Below are 22,285 nucleotides of genomic sequence, written 5' to 3'. Positions count from 1 at the left end.
TTCCTCATTAATTTTGAAGTGTAAAATTTATAGAATGAATATAGAATGGAAAGGCGTTATGCCTGCAGTTACCACAAAATTCAATAATGATGATACCTTAGACTTAACCATGTTTGAGGTAAATATCAATGCGCAATTAGATGCCAGAGTGCATGGTATTGTTCTGGGCGGAACTTTGGGTGAAGCAAGCACATTAAGCGATCATGAAAAAAGAATATTAACTAGAACCACTGTTGATATTGTCGAAGGTAAAGTTCCAGTACTGATTAATATTGCTGAGCAAACTACAAAAGGTGCTATAGAAGCGGCGGAAAAAGCTGAAGAAGACGGTGCAAAAGGGCTTATGATGTTGCCGCCCATGCGCTATAAGGCGGGTGATAGAGAAACTGTTGAGTATTTCAAAGCAGTTGCAAAGAGCACATCACTTCCTATAATGGTGTATAACAATCCAGTTGATTATAAAATAGAAGTGACTTTAGATATGTTTGAAGAATTACTTAAGTGTGAAAATATTGAAGCCGTTAAAGAATCTACTAGAGATATTTCTAATGTTACCAGAATTAAAAACCGATTCGGAGATCGTTTAAAAATAATGACTGGAGTTGATACTTTAGGATTAGAGAGCTTACTCATGGGTGCGGATGGTTGGATTGCTGGGTTGGTTTGTGCTTTTCCTGCAGAAACCGTGGCAATTTATGAGTTGCAAAAGGCAGGAAGAATTCAAGAAGCTTTAGAGATATATCGCTGGTTCTTACCATTGCTAGAGTTAGATATAAATCCTAAATTAGTACAAAATATTAAATTGGCCGAGGTAGCCACTGGTATTGGAACTGAAACTGTGCGCGCACCAAGATTACCATTATTTGGAGAGGAACGAGAATATGTGTTAGCGGTTATTAAAGAAGCTTTAAAAACACGCCCAACATTACCAGATTATAAAAATTTATAAATGATTACAGGTAAAAATTATATAGGAAACTCCTTGTCTTCTAAGGCAAATAGAACATATAAAACGTTTAACCCGCAGTTGAATATTGAGAACCAACACGAATTTATTGAGGCAACCGAAAAAGAAATTAATGAAGCAGTTTTATTAGCGTCAAAAGCTTTTAAAGAGTTTAGGTCTATTTCTGGAGATAGAAAAGCAGCATTTTTAAATGCAATCGCTGATGAGATTTTAGCTTTAGATGATGAACTTATTTTAACGTATTGTTCAGAAACAGGTTTGCCCGAAGGAAGAGCCAAAGGCGAAAGAGGAAGAACAGTTGGGCAATTAAGAATGTTTGCCGATTTGGTTACTGAAGGTTCTTGGGTTGAAGCAACGATTGATACGGCCTTACCTGATCGTGAACCCATACCAAAATCAGATATACGTAAAATGATGGTACCATTAGGTCCAGTAGTAGTTTTTGGTGCCAGTAATTTTCCATTAGCGTATTCAACTGCCGGAGGTGATACTGCTTCCGCTTTAGCTGCTGGCTGTCCAGTAATAGTAAAGTCACACCCTATGCATGCTGGTACAAGCGAATTAGTAGCGTCTGCAATCATAAAAGCGGCCCAAAAAACAGGGATGCCGAATGGTGTATTTTCTAATTTGAATAGTGCTGGCATTGAAGTGGGGGTTCAATTAGTGAAACATCCCGATGTAAAAGCTGTTGGTTTTACAGGAAGTATTCGAGGAGGTAGAGCTTTGTTTGATTTAGCCTCTAAACGTGAAGAACCAATACCTGTTTTTGCAGAGATGGGTAGTGTTAATCCAGTTGTTATATTACCAAATGCGTTAAAAAATAGAGTAGATTCTTTAGCAAAGATTTATGCAAAATCAATTACGTTGGGTACTGGGCAATTCTGTACCAATCCTGGGCTCATTTTAGGAGTTAAAAGTACTGAGTTAACGAAGTTTATCTCAAAACTTTCAGAAGAAATTCTCTTGCTTGAACCTTCATGTATGTTACATCCTAATATTATTGGTGCTTACGAAAAAAATAAGAAGAATGCTATTTCTCAATCTGGGTTAAAAGTAGTTGTTGATTATGAAAATGATGTACAAGACAATTATGCGAGACAAACGATAACTACTGTTGAAGGAAATACATTTTTAGAGAATACAACACTCCATCAAGAAGTTTTTGGACCATTTTCTATGATAGTACAGTGTGAGGATGTTCAACAACTAGAAACTATGATCTCACAACTAGAGGGCCAACTTACAGGTACCGTTATTGCTGCTGATGAAGCTTCACAGTACTTGGGAGTTATAGAAGCACTTAAAAATAGGGTAGGGCGCATTATTTTTAATGGTGTACCAACTGGTGTTGAAGTTTGCCCATCTATGTTACACGGAGGGCCCTATCCTGCATCGACCGATAGTAGATTTACGGCAGTAGGCATTCATTCTATTAAACGATGGGTACGACCGTTCAGTTATCAAGATTGGCCGAATGATTTATTACCTGAAGAGTTGAAAAATGAGAATCCTTTAGCGATTTCAAGATTAGTCAACGGCGAACAAAGCAAAGCTGAAATTTAATGTCTCACAGTGTTTTTAAATGTATTGACGGACATACTTGCGGAAATCCAGTTCGTGTTATAAGAGAAGGCGCTCCTAGATTAATAGGGGCAAACATGAGTGAAAAGCGCCAATATTTTTTAAAAGAATACGATTGGATTCGCAAAGGATTAATGTTTGAACCTAGAGGGCATGATATGATGAGCGGTAGTATTCTATATCCTCCACATAACCCAGAAAATGATTTTGCAATTCTATTTATAGAAACATCGGGTTGTTTACCTATGTGTGGACATGGAACTATTGGAACAGTCACTATTGGTATAGAAGAAGGCTTAATACAACCAAAAATTCCTGGGAAGATTAGAATGGAGGCTCCTGCTGGTTTGATTGAAATTGAATATCAACAAACTGAAGGAAAAGTAGATTGGGTAAAATTGATGAATGTTAAAAGTTATTTAACTGCAGAAGACTTAACTATTGATTGTCCTGAATTAGGAGAGCTGAGATTTGATGTTGCGTATGGCGGAAATTTTTATGCCATTGTTGACCCTCAAAAGAATTTTTCTGGAGTACATGATTTTACAGCTTCAAAGATTATTCAATACTCGCAAATTGTTAGAGATCGAATTAATAAAAAGTATTCTGATAGATTTATTCACCCAGAGAATGATACAATTCGCGACGTGAGTCATATGTTATGGACAGGGAACCCTCTGGATTCTACTTCGTCAGGAAGAAATGCTGTTTTTTATGGTGATAAGGCTATAGATAGGTCTCCTTGCGGTACGGGTACTTCAGCTCGTATGGCACAATTATATGCCAAAGGCAAGCTTAAAAAAGGAGAAGAATTTATTCACGAAAGTTTTATTGGTAGTAAGTTTATAGGTGTGGTAGAAGAAGAAACAGTTATAAATAGTAATTTAGCAATAGTGCCAAGTATCAAGGGGTGGGCAAAAGTATATGGGTACAATACCATTATTATAGATGATCAAGACGACCCTTATGCACACGGATTTCAGGTGATTTAATTATGTCAAAAAATGTAGTCGTTATCGGTGGAGGTATTATGGGTTTATGCGCTGCTTATTATTTGCATAAAGAAGGTCATCACGTAACACTGATAGATCAATCGAATATGGATGCAGGTGCATCGTATGTGAATGCAGGTTATATAACCCCAAGTCATATAATTTCTTTAGCTGCTCCAGGAATGATTACAAAAGGTATTAAATGGATGTTCAATGCTTCGAGTCCGTTTTATGTGAAACCACGCTTAGATTATGATTTTTTCAAATGGGCAATAGCATTTAAAAAATCAGCTACAAAATCAAGAGTAGAACGTTCTATACCTATAATTAAAGATATAAACGTATTAAGCAAATCTCTTTATGAAGAGATGAAATCAAGTAATGAATTTGATTTTTTCTATCAGCATAAAGGACTCTTAATGCTCTATAAAACAGATAAGGCAGGTGAAGCAGAATGGAATGTCGCTAAAAGAGCCATCAAAGAAGGGTTAAAAGTTGAAAATCTAACAAAAAAAGAAGTTGAAGAACTAGAACCTAATGCAGGGTTAAATGTTAAAGGAGCTATTTATTATCATTCAGATGCACACATGACACCTAATGAGTTTATGCCTCAATTAAGAACTTATTTAGAAAAAGAAGGTGTAACCATTTTTCCAAATCAAGCGGTACAAGATGTAAAAGTATCTAGCAAAAAGATAATATCAGTGAAAACTAAAGACAAAGAGTATAAAGCTGATGAGTTTGTATTTGCTACTGGTGCTTGGAGTCAAAACTTTGCTAAAAAACTTAATATAAAAATACCCATTCAAGCAGGAAAAGGGTATAGAATTAATGTTGAAAGAGAAACTAACATTACGATTCCTGCTATTTTAATGGAGGCAAAAGTAGCGGTAACACCTATGAATGGTTTTACACGTTTTGCGGGTACTATGGAGATTGGTGGTATTAATCATAAAATAAACCCAATTAGGGTGAATGCTATTGCGAAAGCAGGTGAGTCATACTATGATAGATTAAAAATTAACCAACAAGAAAAAGATGCTGCCCAATGTGGTTTACGACCATGCTCACCTGATGGCTTACCGTATATAGGAAAATCTTCAAAATGTAAAAACCTAACCATTGCCACAGGTCATGCTATGATGGGTTGGAGTTTGGGTCCTGCGACAGGAAAGTTAGTTGCTGAAATTATTTCAGAACGCCCCACCTCTTTACCACTCAAGAATTTTAGCCCAGATCGTCGATTTTAATTCTTTAGATTTCCTTTAGATTCTATTTTTATATTGTCGCTTATTAGTTTAGGAGAACTAATTTTTTTAACATAAAATTTCTGAAAAGTCAAGTATTTCTACCCAGAAACCACGAATTTTAAAAATCATGGTTTTAACTATTGACAACAATAAGAATTACAAATATGTTTGCTTCGTTAGTTTTTAACAAGCTGCTAACAATAGTTTTTAATTAGGGGAGAAAGGAGAGAAGTTGTTGAAAAAGTGTATTTATTAATGCTTTTCTCCTTGATTTTTACAATAGTTTTTAAAAAAAACAGTTAGTATAGTAGGGTTTTTAAAAACTCAGTTGTTTTTATAGTGAATCAATTAAAACGCTAAGACATGAATCATAATTTTGAAATAGGAGAAATAGTAGTTTGTACAAATGCAAGAAGAAGGTGGTATCGTTTAGGTGGTCTTAAAAAGAACGAAATGTACACTATAGAAGGTTTTAATCCTTATGATGGAGGTCTTATCCTTAAAGAAGCAAAATCGCCAAGTAGTGGTTTTAATGCTTATAAAGCTAGTCGTTTTAGAAAAGTAGATTATGCTTTTGCTGAAAACATATTAAGTAATATACAACCTCAAGTTGAAGAGGTTAAAAGGGAACGTGAACATGTTCCTATATTCGAAGAGGCTAAGAATTTTATGTTAGCCTTATTAAATTAGTAGGAATAGCCGTTAGGCTATTTTTTTTGTCTTAAAAAGACAGATTTCTTCAGTTTCATCGGGTAATAATATCATACTATCAAATTGCAGCCCTAGTTTTTCTAAGAGCATATGTGATTGTTTATTATCACTATTAGCAATAGCTACGACAGATTGCAAGTTTAATACGTTTTTAGCATAATTTAATATTGCTTTAGTACTTTCATACGCATACCCTTTCCCTCTACCTTTTGGCAAGAAAGCAAAACCTACATCTACATGTTCTAAAGTATCTCTATCTACCAAGCCAGAAATACCTATTGGTGAATTATCTGATTTAAGAGAAACTTTATAAAATCCAAACCCCCAATTTTTGTAGCTAGGTATAATTCTTTTGGTTAAATAGTTTCCGGCATCTTTTAATGATTGTAGGTTTCTATCGCCAATAAAACGTTTCCAATCAGGATCATTTACCAATTCTAAAAAGAAAGGAGCATCTTTTTTAGTAAGTTCACATATTAGCAATCGTTCTGTTTCTAAGATCATATATCAAAAATAGAAGAATAAATTATAAAGGTTACTTTAGCCAAACTAAAATTTAAAAATGGGTTTATTAGAAAGACTAAAAGATAGGAGTGAAAATGAATGCGAGTTATGTAACAATGCAGAAAACTTAGAGAGTTATCAGATACCTCCTTCAAAATCGGAAAGTTTAGAAGAAAATGTATTACTCTGTAAAGTTTGTATTGATCAGATTGAAAACACAGAAACTACCAATGTAAATCACTGGCGTTGTTTAAACGATAGTATGTGGAGCGAATATAGTGCTGTAAAAGTTGTTGCTTGGCGGATGTTATCAAGATTAAAACATGAAGGTTGGCCGCAAGATCTATTAGACATGCTTTATTTAGATGAAGATGCATTAAAATTTGCGCAAGCCACAGGAGAAGGGTTAGATGATAATGATAAGGTTATTCATAGAGATAGTAATGGAATTGTGTTACAAGCAGGTGATTCAGTAGTGTTAATTAAAGATCTAAAAGTAAAAGGATCTAGTATGGTGGCAAAACAAGGTACGGCAGTTAGAAGAATATCTTTAGATCGAGATAATGAAAAATACATCGAAGGAAAAGTTGATGGTCAACATATTGTGATTATTACAGATTATGTCAAAAAAATATAACGTTTTTTAAGACAATATTATTAAAAATATAAGAGGAAATAACATACCCGCTATAGCAAGTTTCCAGCCTCGTTTTTTAAATCCGTTTTTACCAGCAGGAATTAACATCCCAGTAACTGCAATGATCAGCATAGCAATTCCAAAAATATCAGAATACCATATCCAGAATTTATCTGTAGATTTATGCAAATACATACTATGACCAATAATCGGTGTTTTGCGTTTAAATTCTAGATTGCCCTTGCCGCTTGCCATATCTATATCCAGAATTTTATTGTCTTTAAAATAAACACGTAATTTATTGTCTCGAATTCTGTGATCGTCATATTCTACGTTCCAATCCTTTGAGAAACTTTCTACAAATTCTTTTGTAATCATTTTTTCATTATCCGGTAGTTGAACTTCAACGGCTTTATCTTCATATGTATAATCCATAGGATACCAATCTTGTCGATGATTTAAAATAATTCCCGAAAAAGAGAAAGCAATAATCAATCCTACATAAAAATAAGCAATATCTCTGTGTAAACTCCTGTTTGTAATTTTCATTTTTATGATTTTTTGAAAAGCTAAAATAATGAAATAAGTATTGTGTCTGAAATACTGAAAATCTACTGTAGAATCACATATTTTCTCTATTTTTGCCTTTCAATTTTTAGAGATGTCTGAAGAGAAAAAATCATTAAATTTTTTAGAACAAATAGTAGAAGAAGATTTAGCGAACGGATTAGCAAAAAATAAGCTTCGTTTTCGTTTTCCACCAGAACCGAATGGCTATTTGCATATAGGACATGCTTCTTCTATTTGCTTGAATTTTGGATTAGGATTAAAGTACAACGCACCTGTTAATTTACGTTTTGACGATACCAATCCTGCAAAAGAAGAACAAGAGTATGTCGATGCTATAAAAAATGATATTAAGTGGTTAGGGTTCGATTGGGCCAATGAATTCTATTCTTCAGATTATTTTCAGCAATTATATGATTGGGCAATAGAATTGATCAAAAAAGGAAAAGCCTATGTTGACGATCAGTCTTCTGAAGAGATTGCTAAACAAAAAGGAACACCAACAGAACCAGGAACAAATAGCCCCAATAGAAATCGCTCTGTCGAACAAAATTTAGAACTCTTTGAAAAGATGAAAAATGGTGCGTTTGAAGAAGGTTCACATATATTGCGAGCAAAGATCGATATGACGTCACCAAATATGTTGATGCGTGACCCTATTATATATCGTGTATTGCGAAAAGCACATCATAGAACAGGTACAGATTGGAATATTTATCCTATGTACGACTGGGCGCATGGTGAATCAGATTATATTGAAAGTATTTCACATTCATTATGTACTTTAGAATTTAGACCGCACCGTGAATTATACAATTGGTTTTTAGATCAAATTTATAGCGGAGGATTACGACCTAAACAACGTGAGTTCGCTCGTAGAAATTTGAGTTATACTGTAATGAGTAAACGCAAATTATTGCAATTGGTTCAAGAAGGGCATGTGTCTGGCTGGGATGACCCAAGAATGCCTACTATTTCTGGTTTGCGAAGAAGAGGTTATACGCCAAAGTCTATCAGAAAATTTAGTGAAATAGCTGGTATTGCAAAACGAGATAATGTAACCGATGTGGCATTACTTGAATTTTGTGTTCGTGATGATCTTAATAAAACAGCGCCTAGAGTAATGGCAGTGCTCAATCCGTTAAAATTAGTAATAACGAATTATCCTGAAGGCGAAGAAGAATGGTTAGATGCTGAGAATAACCCTGAAGATGAACATGCAGGAAGTCGAAAAGTGCCTTTTTCGAGAGAACTGTATATCGAACGTGAAGATTTTCGTGAAGAAGCCAATAAAAAGTTCTTTAGATTAAAACTTGGTAAAGAAGTACGTCTAAAAAACGCATACATTATAAAGGCTGAGTCTTGTGTAAAAGATGAAAATGGAGAGATTGCAGAAGTGCATTGTACGTACGATCCAAAGAGTAAAAGCGGAAGTGGTTCTGAAGAAAGTATGCGGAAAGTAAAAGGGACACTACATTGGGTTTCTATTAAACATGCCGTAAAAGCCGAGGTGAGAATGTACGATAGATTATTTAATGACGAAGCACCAGACGGACATAAAGACAAGGACTTTAAAGAATTTATCAATCCTAATTCGTTGCTCATCAATAAAAACGCTTTTGTAGAACCCAGTTTAAAAGAGACAAAACTTGGAGATCGTTATCAATTTCAACGTTTAGGTTATTTCTGTACAGATACTAACAGCACATCCGAAAATTTAGTATTTAATAGAACCGTACCTTTACGAGATAGTTGGGCCAAGATAGAACAAAAAGGAAAATAAATGTCATTGCGAGGAATGAAATGACGAAGCAATCTGCGAAATATGGCCTCAATATTTCAAGAGGTAATCGGTATTGTACTTAATAAGATTTGAAAGTAGTTGAGCACATAAAAGCACCTATTCAAGAAGAAATGGAACTCTTTGAACAAAAGTTTAAAGAATCGATGATTTCTAAAGTACCACTACTCAATAGAATTACACATTTTATTATTCGTCGTAAAGGAAAGCAAATGCGACCTATGTTTGTGTTTTTGGCAGCAAAAATGGTTTCTAATGGTGATTTTAGAGAGAAAACCTATCGAGGTGCAGCTTTAATAGAACTGATTCATACGGGTTCACTAGTACATGATGATGTGGTTGATGATAGCAACCAGCGTAGAGGTTTCTTTTCAATTAATGCCTTATGGAAAAATAAAATTGCCGTTTTGGTAGGTGATTATTTGTTTTCAAAAAGTTTATTACTTTCTATAGACCATGATGATTTCGATTTACTAAAATTAGTTTCTATCGCTTTAAAAGAAATCACCGAAGGCGAATTACTACAAATAGAAAAAGCAAGACAGCTAGACATTACCGAAGAAGTTTATTTTGAGATTATTCGACAAAAAACAGCGACATTAATTGCGGCTTGCTGCGGAATAGGCGCTGCATCTGTAGATGCTGAAGAAGAAGAAATACAACGCATGCGAAAATTTGGTGAGTTGATAGGAATAGCATTTCAAATTAAGGATGATCTCTTTGATTATACCGAGGAAAAAATTGGTAAGCCTACTGGTATTGATATTAAAGAGCGTAAAATGACTTTGCCACTTATTTACACATTAAATAACTGTTCTAAGAGCGAAAAAAGATGGCTCATTAATTCTGTTAAAAATTATAATAAAGATAAAAAACGTGTTAAAGAGGTAATTGCTTTTGTAAAAAAACAAGGTGGGCTTGAATATACTGCTCAAAAGATGCATGAATACAAAGATAATGCACTGTCTATACTTGAAAGTTATCCTAAATCGTCCTACAAAGATTCTCTAGTAGAAATGGTAAGTTATGTAATAGAGCGTAAGATTTAAACCAGATCTTTTAGCACTTCTTTACTTACTTCATGTTTCCCTTTAAATAGTATTACGAAACCTTTATTATGAAACAATTTTATGAAATGTTTTTTCTCTTTTTCTACAAGATCTTCATTTAAATACTCATCCTGAGTACCATAAATAAAAGAAACTTTAGTTGACGTCAAAAACTCAAAATCTTTCGTAGTTAATTCATGAGGTATTCTACCCGATAAGAACACGAGTTGGTCACAAGTTAATTTTCTACTTGCTACATAACGCGCAGCCACAGAGACTCCTTGCGAATATCCCAGAACAATAAAATTTACATTGGGTGGAATTTTTTCAGCTTCGAGAACAGAATCAAAGTAACGCATAATGTTTTCGATCTCTTTTTTAGTATTCTCTTTGGTAAGCCAACTAGCTCCTACATGTTTATATGTTCCACCTAAATAGTATTTACTAGGCGCTTGAGGAGCAATAATATAATTTTCTTCGCGGTTTAGATGATTAAAATACTTTTGAAAATAGCGACTCAAATACCCAATACCATGACATACAAACCAAATATTTTTAGTCTTTTTGGTTAACGTGTTTAAGGTAGTATATGAATTTGTTGAGGTGTATGAAACCTCTTTTTCAGTAGATGTCATTAACCTAAACTATTTATGTTGTATGATAATTATTTGATTTAGAAAGTAACTCTTCAACAAAACTTCTATCGTTTGATAAGCGAGGTACCTTATGTTGCCCTCCTAACTTTCCTTTGTGTTTTAACCAATTGTAGAAAGTTCCTTTTTCAGCCGCTACTACTTTTGGCATTGTTAAAGTCATATTATTATAGCGCTTGGCTTCATAATCAGAATTGATCGATTTTAAAGCATTGTCTAACAATTCTGTAAAGTAATTTAAATTAGACGGAGCTTTTTCAAACTCTATAATCCATTCGTGCGAACCTTTTGCTTTTTCATCCATAAAAATGGGCGCAGCCGTATATTCAGAAATGGTTGCATTGGTTTTTTCGCATGCTAGTTTTAAAGCATCTTCAGCATTTTCTATAATTAATTCTTCACCAAATGCATTAATATAATGTTTTGTTCTTCCCGTAACTCGTATTCTATATGGATATAAAGAGGTAAATTTTATAGTATCACCAATGAGATAGCGCCATAACCCAGAATTCGTAGTGATGACAACGGCGTAGTTGGTATCTAATTTAACTTGATCTAATGGAATTGCAACCGAATCTTCACCTTTATATTGATCCATTGGAATAAATTCATAGAAAATCCCATAGTCTAGCATCAATAATAGATCACTAGAATTGTTTTGATCTTGAATTGCGAAAAATCCCTCAGAAGCATTATAAATCTCATAATATCTGAAATCATTTTTTGGTAATAAAGTCTTGTATTGTTCTCTATATGGATTGAAATTAACACCACCATGAAAATAGACTTCAAGATTGGGCCAAACTTCAAGAATATGGTTTTTACCTGTTTTTTCTAAAACCGAATTGAGTAGTACTAGCATCCATGAAGGAACACCTACCAAACTCGTCATATTTTCGTTAACTGTTTCATTAATGATAGCTTGCATCTTGGTTTCCCACTCACTCATCAAAGCGGTTTCTGTTTTTGGGGCACTACTAAAATCTGCCCAAAAAGGCATGTTTTCGATAATAATTGCTGATAAATCTCCGAAATACGTATTGTTGTCTTGATATAGCTCACTACTCCCACCAAGTCGTAAACCCTTACCATTAAATAACCCAGCATCTTCATTGTTATTTATGTACAAAGCTAGCATATCTTTACCTGCTTTCATATGACAGTTTTCTAAGGCCTCATTACTTACTGGAATAAATTTACTTTTCGCATTGGTAGTTCCGCTCGACTTTGCAAACCATTGAATAGACGAAGGCCAAAATACATTCTGTTCACCTCTTCGTGTTCTCTCGATTAAGGGTTCTACAGTTTCATATTTTTGAATGGGGATGCGTTCGGCATAAGTACGATAATCATAAATAGATTTGAAATCATATAGTTTGCCAAACTCAGTATGCTGTGCAATACCTATGAGGCGCATTAAAAGCTCGTTTTGCACATCGACAGGATACTTTAAAAAAAGTTCCATCTGATGCTTACGCTTCTTTAAAAACCAAGAAACAACTGTGTTAAATAAAGGTATCATCGAGCTAGTTTGTCTTTAAAAAGAACTACAAAACTGATTTAAAAACGTAGTTTTTATAGTATCTTTAGCCAATAAAAATACGAATTTCTAAATATCAATGCCATATTGATATTCAATACATTAAAAATCTATTTCTTTTAAAATGGCCAGAGTAGGTATTATTATGGGTAGCAATTCTGACATGCCAGTCATGCAGGATGCCATTGCTGTCTTACATGAATTGCAGATAGAGACTGAAGTTGATATTGTTTCAGCACATAGAACACCAGATAAATTATATGAGTATGCTAAGAATGCACACTTACGTGGAATATCAGTGATTATTGCTGGTGCTGGTGGGGCAGCTCATTTACCAGGTATGGTGGCTTCTATGAGTCCGTTACCTGTAATAGGCGTTCCTGTAAAATCAAGTAATTCAATCGATGGTTGGGATTCTATTTTGTCAATTTTACAAATGCCAGGAGGTGTACCTGTAGCCACAGTTGCATTAGACGGTGCTAAGAATGCTGGCATATTAGCAGCTCAAATTATTGGTACTGCAGATAAAAATGTCTTGCAAAGTGTTTTAGACTATAAAGAAAGTTTGAAAGAAAAAGTAAACAAAGCCGCTGAAGATTTAAAAAAGTAAACTTAATTAAGGTCTCGACTCCGCTAGACCAGACATTTATTTTGTCATCTTGAGCGGAGTCGAGAGGTTTTACAAAAGATATATGAATAATCCATTATTAGAAACATTTAACACTAGATATACAACAGCTCCTTTTTCTCAGCTAAAAGAAGCACATTTTAAACCAGCTTTTAAAGAAGCCATTGCACTTGCAAAAGGTGAAATAGATAAAATAGTAGCTAATGAAGCGATTCCAACTTTTGAAAATACGATTGAAGCATTGGAATCTTCAGGTAAAATATTAGAACGGATTTCCTCTATATTTTTCAATTTGAACGCTGCTGAAACTAATGATGAAATACAAAAAATAGCACAAGAAGTGTCACCATGGCTTTCTGAGTTTTCTAATGACGTTCGTTTGAATGAAGAATTATTCAAGCGTGTAAAAACTGTGCATAAAAATAGAAATAATTTAGATTTAACAGTAGAGCAGCATACGTTATTAGAAAAAAAGTACAAAGGCTTTGCTAGAAACGGTGCTAATTTAAGCGAAGCTGATAAAGAAAAGCTTCGTGAAATTGATAAACAACTATCAAAATTATCTTTGAAATTCGGTGAAAATGTATTGGCAGAAACTAATGGATATGAGTTGCATATTACAGATGAAAGTCAATTAAAGGGTTTGCCAGATAGTGCTAAGGAAGCAGCTCTAATGGTTGCGAAACAAAAAGAAAAGCAAGGATGGATCTTTACATTAGATTATCCTAGTTATATACCCTTTATGACCTATGCCGATGATCGTACGTTACGTGAGCAATTGGCAAAAGCATTTGGTGCTAAAGCATTTCAAGACAATAAATACAACAACGAACAAATTGTTTTAGATATAGTAAAGTTACGCCACGAGCGAGCTAATTTATTAGGCTATAAAACACATGCTGATTTTGTCTTAGAAGAACGGATGGCCGAAAATCCTGCCAATGTATTAAATTTTGAAAATGACTTGTTGGTAAAAGCAAAACCAGCAGCTCGACGTGAGTTCAATCAGTTAGCTGATTTGGCTAAAAAAGATGGGATTGACCAATTACAAAAATGGGATGGAGCTTACTATGCTGAGAAATTAAAAAAACAATTATTTGATTTAGACCAGGAGCAGTTAAAGCCTTATTTTAAGCTTGAAAATGTGATTGATGGTGTTTTTACCATTGCTAAAAAATTATTTGATTTAAACTTTATAGAAGTACATGATATTGATACCTACCATGAAGAGGTATTAACGTATGAAGTTACCAACTCAAAAGATGAATTTATGGCTGTTTTTTATGCAGATTTCTTTCCTAGAAAAGGAAAACGAAATGGCGCTTGGATGACCTCATATAAAAGCCAGTGGAAAAAAGATGGAGAAAATTCGCGTCCTCATATTTCTATAGTTTGTAATTTTACAAAGCCTACCGATACAAAACCTTCATTATTAACATTTAATGAAGTCACTACTTTATTTCATGAGTTCGGTCATGCCTTGCATGGTATGTTGGCAGATACTACCTATCCCAGCCTATCGGGTACATCTGTCTATTGGGATTTTGTAGAACTACCAAGCCAGTTGTTAGAAAATTGGTGCTATGAAAAAGAAGCACTCGATTTATTTGCTAGGCATTATGAAACCAACGAACCTATCCCAATAGAATTGGTACAAAAAATTAAAGATTCCTCTAATTTTTTAGAAGGTATGCAAACCTTACGTCAATTAAGTTTTGGATTACTGGATATGTCTTGGCACGGTGGCGAGTCGCCACAAACAATAAATAATGTAAAAGAATTCGAAAGTAAAATTTTTGCAGATACGCAATTGTATCCTGATGTGAAAGAAAACTGTATGAGTACCTCATTCGCACATATTTTTCAAGGTGGGTATTCGTCTGGGTATTATTCGTATAAATGGGCTGAAGTACTAGACGCTGATGCGTTTGAATATTTTAAAGAAACGGGTATTTTTAACAAAGAAACGGCAAAAAAGCTGGAAGAAAATGTACTCTCACAAGGTGGTACAGAAAAACCAATGACTTTGTACAAACGTTTTCGAGGTAAAGAACCTAACGCTGATGCCTTGTTAAAAAGAGCAGGGTTATTAGAAGCTAATTGAGTTTGTTTTTAGCTTCAATCCATTTACTTAGGTATTTGGTACTTTGTAATGTATGATGTTGTAATAATGAACCCATAAAATTTTGAGTTCGATGTTCTTGCAGGTTCTTTTGTAATTCTCTAATTCTATGAATAAGCTTTAGAGCTAATTCATTTTTGTTATAGAATTGATTAATCAGCTGTATTCCATTCTTTTGAGATTGCTCCCAAAGTGGTTTGTTAGAATATAATTCTACCGCTTCTTTGGCAAATAGTTCAGGGTTATCTTCTATAAATCCATTCCAAGGTAAGTTGTTATACATTCCTTCAGCACCTATAGAAGTGGTCATACTCGGTGTTCCGCAAATCATTGCTTCTGTCAATTTTCCTTTAATACCAGCACCAAATCGTAAAGGAGCGAGCAGGATTTTAGAATTTTGTAAAGCCCTTTCGATATTCTTAGTAAATCCCTTAACTAAAAATCCACTTTTTTCATGATGAAGATTTTTAATTTGTGTTGTAGCATATGCCCCATAGATATGCAATTCAGCATTAGGGAGCTGTTTTCTAATAAGAGGCCAGATGTATTTTTTTAATTGTAAGACAGCATCAACATTAGGTGCATGTACATAGTTGCCAACAAATATAAAATGTTGTCGTTCCTCAAATGTTTTCCAATGACTAACTTGATCATGATCTATAGCGTTTAGTAAAAAAGGAATATGATATACCAGTGCGTCATCTATTTTAAAAATACGTTGTAGCAGCTCCATTTCATAGGTAGAGATAATTAATGAGAGATCGCATCGAAGTATGGATGCTATTTCACGTTTTGTCAAATCAAAAGTCAACAAATCTTGCTCTTTAAAAATTCTATTTTCTTTTAGCACTTTATGACGCGCTTTTCGCAGTGAATGAAGATCTTCAGTGTCTAAAATACGCAATGTATCTGGGCAATGTGTTGCAACGCGCCATCCAAATTGCTCTTCCATCATAAAACGATCGAACATGACAATATCAGGCTGCAGCGCTTTTACAAATATATCAAAAGAGGTATTATTTAATTCAATACCTACTTCATCAACACCTAGATCAGTTAACTTTTTAGTATTTTCATTTCGCTGTGCGGGTGAAGCAAAGGTTACGTTATAATCTTTTTGTAAAAAAGCTTCAATGAGCTGTAGCATTCTACTACCAGCAGCAGAAGAATCGGGTTCAACCCATACATAACCTATAATTAATACTTTCATGCTAACACAAAGTACGTAATAATAAACTACTTTACGCGTTTATAAAAACCAATCAAAATTAGTATTTTTGATGTTCAAAATTTAACAAACACATGAGTACATACGATGTAGCCGTTATTGGCTCTGGTCCTGGTGGTTATGTAGCAGCGATTCGCTGTGCACAGCTAGGTATGAAAACTGCCATTATAGAAAAATACAGTACCCTCGGCGGTACTTGCTTAAATGTAGGATGTATCCCATCAAAAGCACTATTAGATTCATCACATCACTATGAAGATGCGGTAAAGCATTTTGAAGAACATGGTATTGCTATTTCTGGAGAGATCAAAGTGAATTTGAAACAGATGATAGCTCGTAAACAAGGTGTAGTAGATCAGACGACTAGCGGTATTCAGTTTTTAATGGATAAGAATAAGATCGACGTTTATGAGGGAGTTGCAAGCTTTAAAGATGCTACTCATATTGCCATTACAGGTAAAGAAACGAAAGAAATAGAAGCTAAATATACAATCATTGCAACGGGTAGTAAACCTTCTAATTTACCATTTATTGATTTAGATAGAGAGCGAATAATTACTTCTACAGAAGCTTTAAAATTAAAAGAAGTACCGAAACATCTATTGGTTATTGGTGGTGGGGTGATTGGCTTAGAATTAGGGCAAGTATATAGAAGATTGGGTTCAGAAGTAACCGTTGTTGAATATATGGATCGAATTATCCCGACCATGGATGCTGCGCTTTCTAAAGAACTCACGAAGGTTTTTAAAAAGCAGAAATTCAAGATAAATACATCGCATAAGGTTAAATCTGTTGAAAGAAATGGTGAAGAGGTTATCGTAACGGCTGACAATAAAAAAGGAGAAGAAGTAATCTTTAAAGGTGATTATTGTTTGGTTTCTGTTGGGAGACGCCCTTATACTGATGGTTTAAATGCAGAAGCTGCGGGTGTAAAACTAGATGAAAGAGGTCGTATTGAAGTAAATGAGCATTTACAAACGAATGTGGCTAATATTTATGCTGTTGGTGATGTTGTTAAAGGAGCAATGTTAGCCCATAAAGCGTCAGAAGAAGGAGTGTTGGTTGCTGAGATTATTGCAGGGCAAAAGCCACATATAAATTATAATTTAATTCCTGGAGTTGTATATACATGGCCAGAAGTTGCTTCGGTAGGTAAAACAGAAGAAGAATTAAAAGAAGCAGGCGTTGCGTATAAATCAGGTCAGTTCCCTATGCGTGCTCTAGGGCGTTCGCGGGCAAGTATGGATTTAGACGGATTTATTAAAATACTCGCAGATAAAGAAACAGATGAAATTTTAGGAATGCATATGATCGGTGCCCGTGCTGCTGATCTTATTGCTGAAGCAGTAGTCGCTATGGAATACAGAGCTTCTGCCGAAGATATCTCTCGCATGAGCCATGCACATCCCACTTTTGCTGAGGCTATCAAAGAAGCAGCATTAGCAGCTACCGATAATAGACCATTGCATGTTTAATTGAAAACTTTTGAAGATGAGATTTTTTAATACGATTGTTAAATTACCACAGTATTGTTAAGAAATCTCATCTCCTTTTTATAAAAAGCGTTTGCGCACTTCACAAAAAATAAAGCTTAAAGATGTCTCAAATTTTAAGGCTACATTACTTTCTTGGTCTCAGCGGTTTGAGACCTTTCTTTTTTTAGATAGTAATAAGTATCCGCAGAAATATACCAGTTTCGATGCTGTTTTCGCTTTAGGAGAAGAAAGCAGAATTCAATGTAGTTATAAGGATGCTTTCGCGGAATTAAAGCACTACAAGAATAAAGTTCAAGATTATATTTTTGGCTATTTGAGTTATGATCTAAAAAATGATGTTGAGCATTTATCATCAAACAATTTTGACGGATTAGACTTCTCAGAATTGTATTTTTTTCAACCTAAAAAACTATTCTTTATAAAGGATGATGAGTTAGAGCTTAAATATTTATATGAGTACACAGATCAAATTGAAAGTGATCTAGAAGAAATTTTTAATCATCTCGAAACATCAAGTACAGAGGAACACGAAGTAAAAATTCACAAACGTATTACGAAGAAAAAATACTTAGAACACCTTGAAACTATTTTAGATCATATTCACAGAGGTGATATTTATGAAATGAATTTTTGTCAAGAATTTTATGCCAAAGATGCTGTTATAGATCCCTTTCGCGTATATAATCATCTAAACAAGATTTCTTCACCACCATTTGCTGCTTTTTTAAAAGTGGAAGATAAATACTTGCTTTCCGCGTCTCCTGAACGATTTGTAAGAAGAGAAGCAGATAAGATTATTTCACAACCTATAAAAGGTACTGCAAAACGATTACAAAAGAAAAAGCTTGATAAAAGAATGGCAGATCAATTGGCAAATGATGAAAAAGAGCGCTCAGAAAACATCATGATTGTTGACCTAGTTCGAAATGATCTTTCTAAAACAGCGATTAAAGGTTCAGTAAAAGTTGAAGAATTATGTAAAGTGTATTCCTTTGAGCAAGTACATCAAATGATTTCAACCGTAACATCTCAGGTTTCTGGTAAGCTAGATAGCGTAGAAATTATAAAAAGCCTATTTCCAATGGGCAGTATGACTGGCGCGCCAAAAATATCGGCGATGCAAATTATTGAAAAAGAAGAAAGTACAAAACGTGGTTTGTATTCAGGATCAGTAGGGTATTTTGCTCCTAATGATGACTTTGATTTTAATGTAGTAATACGAAGTATTTTATACCATCAGTCAAAACACTACTTATCGTATTCGGTCGGTGGTGCTATTACAGCCAAATCAGACCCAGAAAAAGAGTATCAAGAGTGTTTGTTAAAGGCAATTGCGATGAAGAGCGCTTTGAAGTTCTAGAAAGCACAAGCGAAGTCAGCTGTTTTCCAAATTAATTTCCCATTTGATTGAATCTCAAAAGGAACATCTTGAGTTCTGCTTCCCAATAGACCAATACGTTCACCTGCACAATTGTAAACAAGCGCTACTTTATCGATTACAGGATTACAGTCACCGAATATAAAAACGGTTCGACCTTCATAGTTCGATTGCATAATATAACAATACTTCGAATCTTTAGTTATGTTTTGATTTCTTTGATTAATTTCATTTTTCAACCAAATCAAATCTTCAGTGGGGTTTGTTACTTGGCAATTCAACAATTCATCATCAGACTGACATGAAGAAAATAAATAAGTTAAGATTACAAGATAAACTATTTTTTTCATACTTTAATTCAACTTCTTTTAGTTAAGATACCAGTAATGTCTATGGTTGCGTCTAATTCAATATGCATTTGGCATGTTACTTGTTAAAGACTAATTGGTTATAGAATATTCTATAATAAAATGTAAATTTGCAATCAATTTAAAGTAAACCTTAGAGATGGAGATAAATATGCTTAAATGTAAGATTCACAATGCTACAGTTACTGAAGCCAACTTAAATTATGTTGGTAGTATTACTATAGATAGTGATTTGCTAGAAGCGGCAGGAATGCTTGAATATGAAAAAATTCAAGTAGTGAATAATAATAATGGTGCACGTATAGAAACATATACATTTAGAGGAGAACCAGGTAGTGGTATTATCTGTTTAAATGGTTCTGCAGCGCGTCATTTTGAAGTAGGAGATGTAGTGATTTTAATGTGTTATGCACAGATGTCACCAGAAGAAGCGAAAGAGCACAAACCAACCGTGGTTATGGTAGATAAAGAAAATGAGATTACAAGTGTTGGTAATTATGAATCAAACGGTTTGATAGCGTATTAACTATCATTACTTTGTAAAAGTATAGCTTAGGTCGCTTATCGAAAGATAAGCGACCTAAGTTTTTAGCACTTTTCAACAATTTTGCTATCGCAGATAAGTCATTCGTTACTTTTGGTTAAAACCAGAAGCAATGTCACCTCACGAATTTGACTTTACTTTTCAAAACATCACTTTTTTTGGTCAATACTTTCAACCCGATACTATACGTGGAGTAGTGGTGTTGGTTCATGGTATGGGTGAACATTCAGGTAGATATACAGAATTCGTAATTCCCAAACTAGTAGAAAACAATCTCGCCGTAGTTACCTATGATCAATTTGGGCATGGAAAAACTTCTGGTAAAAAAGGACATAATCCAGGATACAAATATTTACTAGATGCCCTAGCATTAGTGATCGATAAAGCTCAGAATCTTTTTGCCAATTCGCCTATTTTTCTCTATGGGCACAGTATGGGTGGTAATGTTGTCATTAATTATGTGCTAAAGAGAGATAATTCGATAAGAGGAGTTATAGCTACAAGCCCATTATTACGTTTAGCATTTAAACCACCAAAGTGGAAATTAAAAGCAGGAAAGATCATGCAAAAATTAGCACCTTCTGTTACCTTACCAAGTGAACTAGATGCGAATGCTATTTCAAGAGATCCTGATGAGGTGCAAAAATATAAGAATGACCCGTTAGTGCATGACAAGATTAGTGCAAATTATTCTCTTGCCGTATTTGAGGCTGGTGAATGGGCCATAGCGCATGCACATACGTTGTCAATACCGATGTTAATCATTCATGGAACTGGAGATCAAATTACAGACCATCAAGCTTCTGTAGCCTTTGCGTCTAACAGTGAGAATAAAGCGACGATACAATTATTTGAAGGAGGATATCATGAACTGCACTATGATTTAGAAAAAGAACAACTAGTAAGTACCATAATTAACTGGATTCATAAACAACTAACCTAATGAAAATCAACTTCCCTCTTCTTATTTCTGTATTATTTTTTTACTGGTGTACAACCGCTCAAGATATCGCCTACAACGACAATGCTTTTTATACTACTTTGGCTACCGAATCAAATCGATTTACACCAGATGTCGAAGAAGGGTTTTCAATAAATGTGTTAAAAGAACGATTTGAAATTTTACAAGAAAATACAGAAGTATCAATATCCTATAACCCTACTATTGAATATTCAATTAATTCATATATAAAAAGTAATAAGAATGATTTATCTGATCTTATCGATAAATCAAAGTTATACTTTCCAATTTTCGAAAAATATTTACAGGCATATAATCTTCCTGATGCGATTAAATATCTCGCAGTCGTAGAATCTCGCTTAGAGCCAAATGCTAGATCATATATGGGAGCAAAAGGTTTGTGGCAATTTATGCCTAACACAGCGAAGGAATACGGTTTAACCATAAATTTTTCCATCGATGAACGCTTAGATGTTATAAAAGCTACACAAGCTGCTTGTAAATATTTAAAAGAATTACACCGTATTTTTGGTGATTGGAATTTAGCTATAGCAGCATATAATGCAGGCCCGAGTACTGTAAAAAAAGCCATACGACGTTCGGGTGGTCATAAAGATTTCTGGAAAATACGACCGTATCTGCCAAAAGAGACTCGCAATTATATACCCTCTTTTTATACTACATTTTATATGTTTGAGTATGCTGATGAGCATAAAGTTTATCCTAAAAACATAGAAATATCGTATGATGAAGTCACAATCATTGAGGTAAAGAATGATCTTACTTTTTCAGAAATTCAACATAGATTTGATATTGATGTGAAATTGTTAAAGCAATTAAATCCGCAATATAAGTTGGGTAGAATTACGTATTCAACCAATAAGAAGAGCTATCTTATTTTGCCAAATTCTATCGTTAGAAAATTGGTACCTTGTAAAAGTAAAGTATATGAATTGGCAAAAAGAGCAGCAAGAAAAACTTCTTTTTATTTGGGTGCAGTAACATCAGAAAAAGAAACTAAGTGTTACGGCGATAAAGAAGTTATTTCATATACTGTAAAAGAAGGAGATTCATTATGGAAAATCGCAAAAGAATTTCCTGATACTACAATAAATCAGATTAAAAGTTGGAATAACTTATGGAGTGTTACCTACCTAAAACCAGGTACCCAACTCAAAATTTTAACAAATAAATAATAATCTTAGTTAAAAATTGACGTTATTAACAACTAGAAATGAAAATAGGCAGTTGTTAATGCATTTTAGGTAATTATAAAAATTAGTTATTTTTGCGTCAGCCGTCTTAGTG

The 22,285-nt window shown here is 34.1% G+C and carries 21 protein-coding genes; 15 read left to right on the top strand and 6 right to left on the bottom strand.

Annotated elements, in window-relative coordinates; genetic code table 11:
* Positions 1–34: 34 nt before the first annotated feature.
* The 5 genes from AC1EUY_RS10640 to AC1EUY_RS10620 all read left to right on the top strand — a co-directional run bounded on the left by AC1EUY_RS10640 (position 35) and on the right by AC1EUY_RS10620 (position 5,480).
* Positions 35–949, top strand: coding sequence for a dihydrodipicolinate synthase family protein (locus AC1EUY_RS10640; protein WP_480195515.1), 915 nt, complete (start codon positions 35–37; stop codon positions 947–949).
* On the top strand, positions 950–2,530 hold the full coding sequence (locus AC1EUY_RS10635) for an aldehyde dehydrogenase (NADP(+)) (RefSeq protein ID WP_480195514.1): 1,581 nt from the start codon (positions 950–952) through the stop codon (positions 2,528–2,530). It abuts the gene before it with no gap.
* A complete protein-coding gene (locus AC1EUY_RS10630; RefSeq protein ID WP_480195513.1) occupies positions 2,530–3,540 on the top strand; it encodes a 4-hydroxyproline epimerase in 1,011 nt (336 codons plus the stop codon). The genes AC1EUY_RS10635 and AC1EUY_RS10630 overlap by 1 nt, the downstream gene beginning before the upstream one ends.
* Before the next feature lie 2 nt (positions 3,541–3,542).
* A complete protein-coding gene (locus AC1EUY_RS10625; RefSeq protein WP_480195512.1) occupies positions 3,543–4,790 on the top strand; it encodes an NAD(P)/FAD-dependent oxidoreductase in 1,248 nt (415 codons plus the stop codon).
* Between the two features lie 363 nt (positions 4,791–5,153).
* A complete protein-coding gene (locus tag AC1EUY_RS10620) occupies positions 5,154–5,480 on the top strand; it encodes a hypothetical protein (RefSeq protein ID WP_480195511.1) in 327 nt (108 codons plus the stop codon).
* Positions 5,481–5,492: 12 nt separating this feature from the next.
* On the opposite strand, the gene AC1EUY_RS10615 is transcribed toward AC1EUY_RS10620, so the two are convergent.
* Positions 5,493–6,005 (bottom strand): GNAT family N-acetyltransferase, encoded by a 513-nt coding sequence (locus AC1EUY_RS10615; protein ID WP_480195510.1) that lies wholly within the window; start codon positions 6,003–6,005, stop codon positions 5,493–5,495.
* Positions 6,006–6,063: 58 nt separating this feature from the next.
* On the opposite strand from AC1EUY_RS10615, the gene AC1EUY_RS10610 reads away from it, so the two are divergent.
* Positions 6,064–6,642: a PhnA domain-containing protein gene (locus AC1EUY_RS10610; protein WP_480195509.1), complete on the top strand. Its 579-nt coding sequence runs from the start codon at positions 6,064–6,066 to the stop codon at positions 6,640–6,642.
* A 6-nt stretch (positions 6,643–6,648) separates the two neighbouring features.
* Here the strand turns inward: AC1EUY_RS10610 and AC1EUY_RS10605 are convergent, their stop codons facing one another.
* Positions 6,649–7,191, bottom strand: a complete 543-nt coding sequence (locus tag AC1EUY_RS10605; protein WP_480195508.1) for a PepSY-associated TM helix domain-containing protein — start codon at positions 7,189–7,191, stop codon at positions 6,649–6,651.
* 112 nt (positions 7,192–7,303) lie between these two features.
* On the opposite strand from AC1EUY_RS10605, the gene AC1EUY_RS10600 reads away from it, so the two are divergent.
* Together AC1EUY_RS10600 and AC1EUY_RS10595 are read left to right on the top strand one after the other, a co-directional pair.
* Positions 7,304–8,992: a glutamine--tRNA ligase/YqeY domain fusion protein gene (locus AC1EUY_RS10600; RefSeq protein ID WP_480195507.1), complete on the top strand. Its 1,689-nt coding sequence runs from the start codon at positions 7,304–7,306 to the stop codon at positions 8,990–8,992.
* Between the two features lie 89 nt (positions 8,993–9,081).
* On the top strand, positions 9,082–10,059 hold the full coding sequence (locus AC1EUY_RS10595; protein WP_480195506.1) for a polyprenyl synthetase family protein: 978 nt from the start codon (positions 9,082–9,084) through the stop codon (positions 10,057–10,059).
* On the opposite strand, the gene AC1EUY_RS10590 is transcribed toward AC1EUY_RS10595, so the two are convergent.
* Positions 10,056–10,694 carry an alpha/beta hydrolase gene (locus tag AC1EUY_RS10590; protein WP_480195505.1) on the bottom strand — a complete coding sequence of 213 codons (639 nt, stop codon included), beginning with the start codon at positions 10,692–10,694 and terminating at the stop codon, positions 10,056–10,058. The two genes, AC1EUY_RS10595 and AC1EUY_RS10590, sit on opposite strands and share 4 nt — an antisense overlap.
* Positions 10,695–10,707: 13 nt before the next feature.
* A complete protein-coding gene (locus AC1EUY_RS10585; RefSeq protein WP_480195504.1) occupies positions 10,708–12,234 on the bottom strand; it encodes a GH3 auxin-responsive promoter family protein in 1,527 nt (508 codons plus the stop codon).
* 142 nt (positions 12,235–12,376) lie between these two features.
* Between AC1EUY_RS10585 and purE the strand changes: the two genes are divergently transcribed.
* Both purE and AC1EUY_RS10575 read left to right on the top strand, forming a co-directional pair.
* Positions 12,377–12,862 (top strand): 5-(carboxyamino)imidazole ribonucleotide mutase, encoded by a 486-nt coding sequence (purE, locus tag AC1EUY_RS10580; protein ID WP_480195503.1) that lies wholly within the window; start codon positions 12,377–12,379, stop codon positions 12,860–12,862.
* An 82-nt stretch (positions 12,863–12,944) separates the two neighbouring features.
* Positions 12,945–14,984 carry a M3 family metallopeptidase gene (locus AC1EUY_RS10575; RefSeq protein WP_480195502.1) on the top strand — a complete coding sequence of 680 codons (2,040 nt, stop codon included), beginning with the start codon at positions 12,945–12,947 and terminating at the stop codon, positions 14,982–14,984.
* Here the strand turns inward: AC1EUY_RS10575 and AC1EUY_RS10570 are convergent.
* Positions 14,977–16,212, bottom strand: a complete 1,236-nt coding sequence (locus AC1EUY_RS10570) for a glycosyltransferase family 4 protein (protein WP_480195501.1) — start codon at positions 16,210–16,212, stop codon at positions 14,977–14,979. The two genes, AC1EUY_RS10575 and AC1EUY_RS10570, sit on opposite strands and share 8 nt — an antisense overlap.
* Positions 16,213–16,304: 92 nt before the next feature.
* Between AC1EUY_RS10570 and lpdA the strand changes: the two genes are divergently transcribed.
* Together lpdA and pabB are read left to right on the top strand one after the other, a co-directional pair.
* Positions 16,305–17,705, top strand: coding sequence for a dihydrolipoyl dehydrogenase (gene lpdA / locus AC1EUY_RS10565; protein ID WP_480195500.1), 1,401 nt, complete (start codon positions 16,305–16,307; stop codon positions 17,703–17,705).
* A 91-nt stretch (positions 17,706–17,796) separates the two neighbouring features.
* Positions 17,797–19,086 (top strand): aminodeoxychorismate synthase component I, encoded by a 1,290-nt coding sequence (gene pabB / locus AC1EUY_RS10560; RefSeq protein WP_480195499.1) that lies wholly within the window; start codon positions 17,797–17,799, stop codon positions 19,084–19,086.
* On the opposite strand, the gene AC1EUY_RS10555 is transcribed toward pabB, so the two are convergent.
* Positions 19,083–19,454, bottom strand: coding sequence for a hypothetical protein (locus AC1EUY_RS10555; protein WP_480195498.1), 372 nt, complete (start codon positions 19,452–19,454; stop codon positions 19,083–19,085). The two genes, pabB and AC1EUY_RS10555, sit on opposite strands and share 4 nt — an antisense overlap.
* Positions 19,455–19,611: 157 nt before the next feature.
* Between AC1EUY_RS10555 and panD the strand changes: the two genes are divergently transcribed.
* The 3 genes from panD to AC1EUY_RS10540 all read left to right on the top strand — a co-directional run bounded on the left by panD (position 19,612) and on the right by AC1EUY_RS10540 (position 22,173).
* Positions 19,612–19,998 carry an aspartate 1-decarboxylase gene (gene panD, locus AC1EUY_RS10550; RefSeq protein ID WP_480195497.1) on the top strand — a complete coding sequence of 129 codons (387 nt, stop codon included), beginning with the start codon at positions 19,612–19,614 and terminating at the stop codon, positions 19,996–19,998.
* 130 nt (positions 19,999–20,128) lie between these two features.
* Entirely contained in the window at positions 20,129–20,959 is an 831-nt protein-coding gene (locus tag AC1EUY_RS10545) for an alpha/beta hydrolase (RefSeq protein WP_480195496.1), read from the top strand.
* A complete protein-coding gene (locus AC1EUY_RS10540) occupies positions 20,959–22,173 on the top strand; it encodes a lytic transglycosylase domain-containing protein (RefSeq protein ID WP_480195495.1) in 1,215 nt (404 codons plus the stop codon). The genes AC1EUY_RS10545 and AC1EUY_RS10540 overlap by 1 nt, the downstream gene beginning before the upstream one ends.
* Positions 22,174–22,285: the final 112 nt, after the last annotated feature.

The sequence above is a fragment of the Maritimimonas sp. 2210JD6-3 genome, assembly GCF_056591795.1.
Note: the sequence above shows the minus strand (reverse complement) of the source record. Positions and strands in the feature narration are given on the sequence as shown.

Bases quoted from the DNA above. Each gene is read 5' to 3' on its own strand.
- AC1EUY_RS10640 (WP_480195515.1), top strand. From the start codon at position 35: ATGAATATAGAATGGAAAGGCGTTATGCCTGCAGTTACCACAAAATTC.
- AC1EUY_RS10635 (WP_480195514.1), top strand. From the start codon at position 950: ATGATTACAGGTAAAAATTATATAGGAAACTCCTTGTCTTCTAAGGCA.
- AC1EUY_RS10630 (WP_480195513.1), top strand. From the start codon at position 2,530: ATGTCTCACAGTGTTTTTAAATGTATTGACGGACATACTTGCGGAAAT.
- AC1EUY_RS10625 (WP_480195512.1), top strand. From the start codon at position 3,543: ATGTCAAAAAATGTAGTCGTTATCGGTGGAGGTATTATGGGTTTATGC.
- AC1EUY_RS10620 (WP_480195511.1), top strand. From the start codon at position 5,154: ATGAATCATAATTTTGAAATAGGAGAAATAGTAGTTTGTACAAATGCA.
- AC1EUY_RS10615 (WP_480195510.1), bottom strand. From the start codon at position 6,005: ATGATCTTAGAAACAGAACGATTGCTAATATGTGAACTTACTAAAAAA.
- AC1EUY_RS10610 (WP_480195509.1), top strand. From the start codon at position 6,064: ATGGGTTTATTAGAAAGACTAAAAGATAGGAGTGAAAATGAATGCGAG.
- AC1EUY_RS10605 (WP_480195508.1), bottom strand. From the start codon at position 7,191: ATGAAAATTACAAACAGGAGTTTACACAGAGATATTGCTTATTTTTAT.
- AC1EUY_RS10600 (WP_480195507.1), top strand. From the start codon at position 7,304: ATGTCTGAAGAGAAAAAATCATTAAATTTTTTAGAACAAATAGTAGAA.
- AC1EUY_RS10590 (WP_480195505.1), bottom strand. From the start codon at position 10,694: ATGACATCTACTGAAAAAGAGGTTTCATACACCTCAACAAATTCATAT.
- AC1EUY_RS10585 (WP_480195504.1), bottom strand. From the start codon at position 12,234: ATGATACCTTTATTTAACACAGTTGTTTCTTGGTTTTTAAAGAAGCGT.
- purE (WP_480195503.1), top strand. From the start codon at position 12,377: ATGGCCAGAGTAGGTATTATTATGGGTAGCAATTCTGACATGCCAGTC.
- AC1EUY_RS10575 (WP_480195502.1), top strand. From the start codon at position 12,945: ATGAATAATCCATTATTAGAAACATTTAACACTAGATATACAACAGCT.
- AC1EUY_RS10570 (WP_480195501.1), bottom strand. From the start codon at position 16,212: ATGAAAGTATTAATTATAGGTTATGTATGGGTTGAACCCGATTCTTCT.
- lpdA (WP_480195500.1), top strand. From the start codon at position 16,305: ATGAGTACATACGATGTAGCCGTTATTGGCTCTGGTCCTGGTGGTTAT.
- AC1EUY_RS10555 (WP_480195498.1), bottom strand. From the start codon at position 19,454: ATGAAAAAAATAGTTTATCTTGTAATCTTAACTTATTTATTTTCTTCA.
- panD (WP_480195497.1), top strand. From the start codon at position 19,612: ATGGAGATAAATATGCTTAAATGTAAGATTCACAATGCTACAGTTACT.
- AC1EUY_RS10545 (WP_480195496.1), top strand. From the start codon at position 20,129: ATGTCACCTCACGAATTTGACTTTACTTTTCAAAACATCACTTTTTTT.
- AC1EUY_RS10540 (WP_480195495.1), top strand. From the start codon at position 20,959: ATGAAAATCAACTTCCCTCTTCTTATTTCTGTATTATTTTTTTACTGG.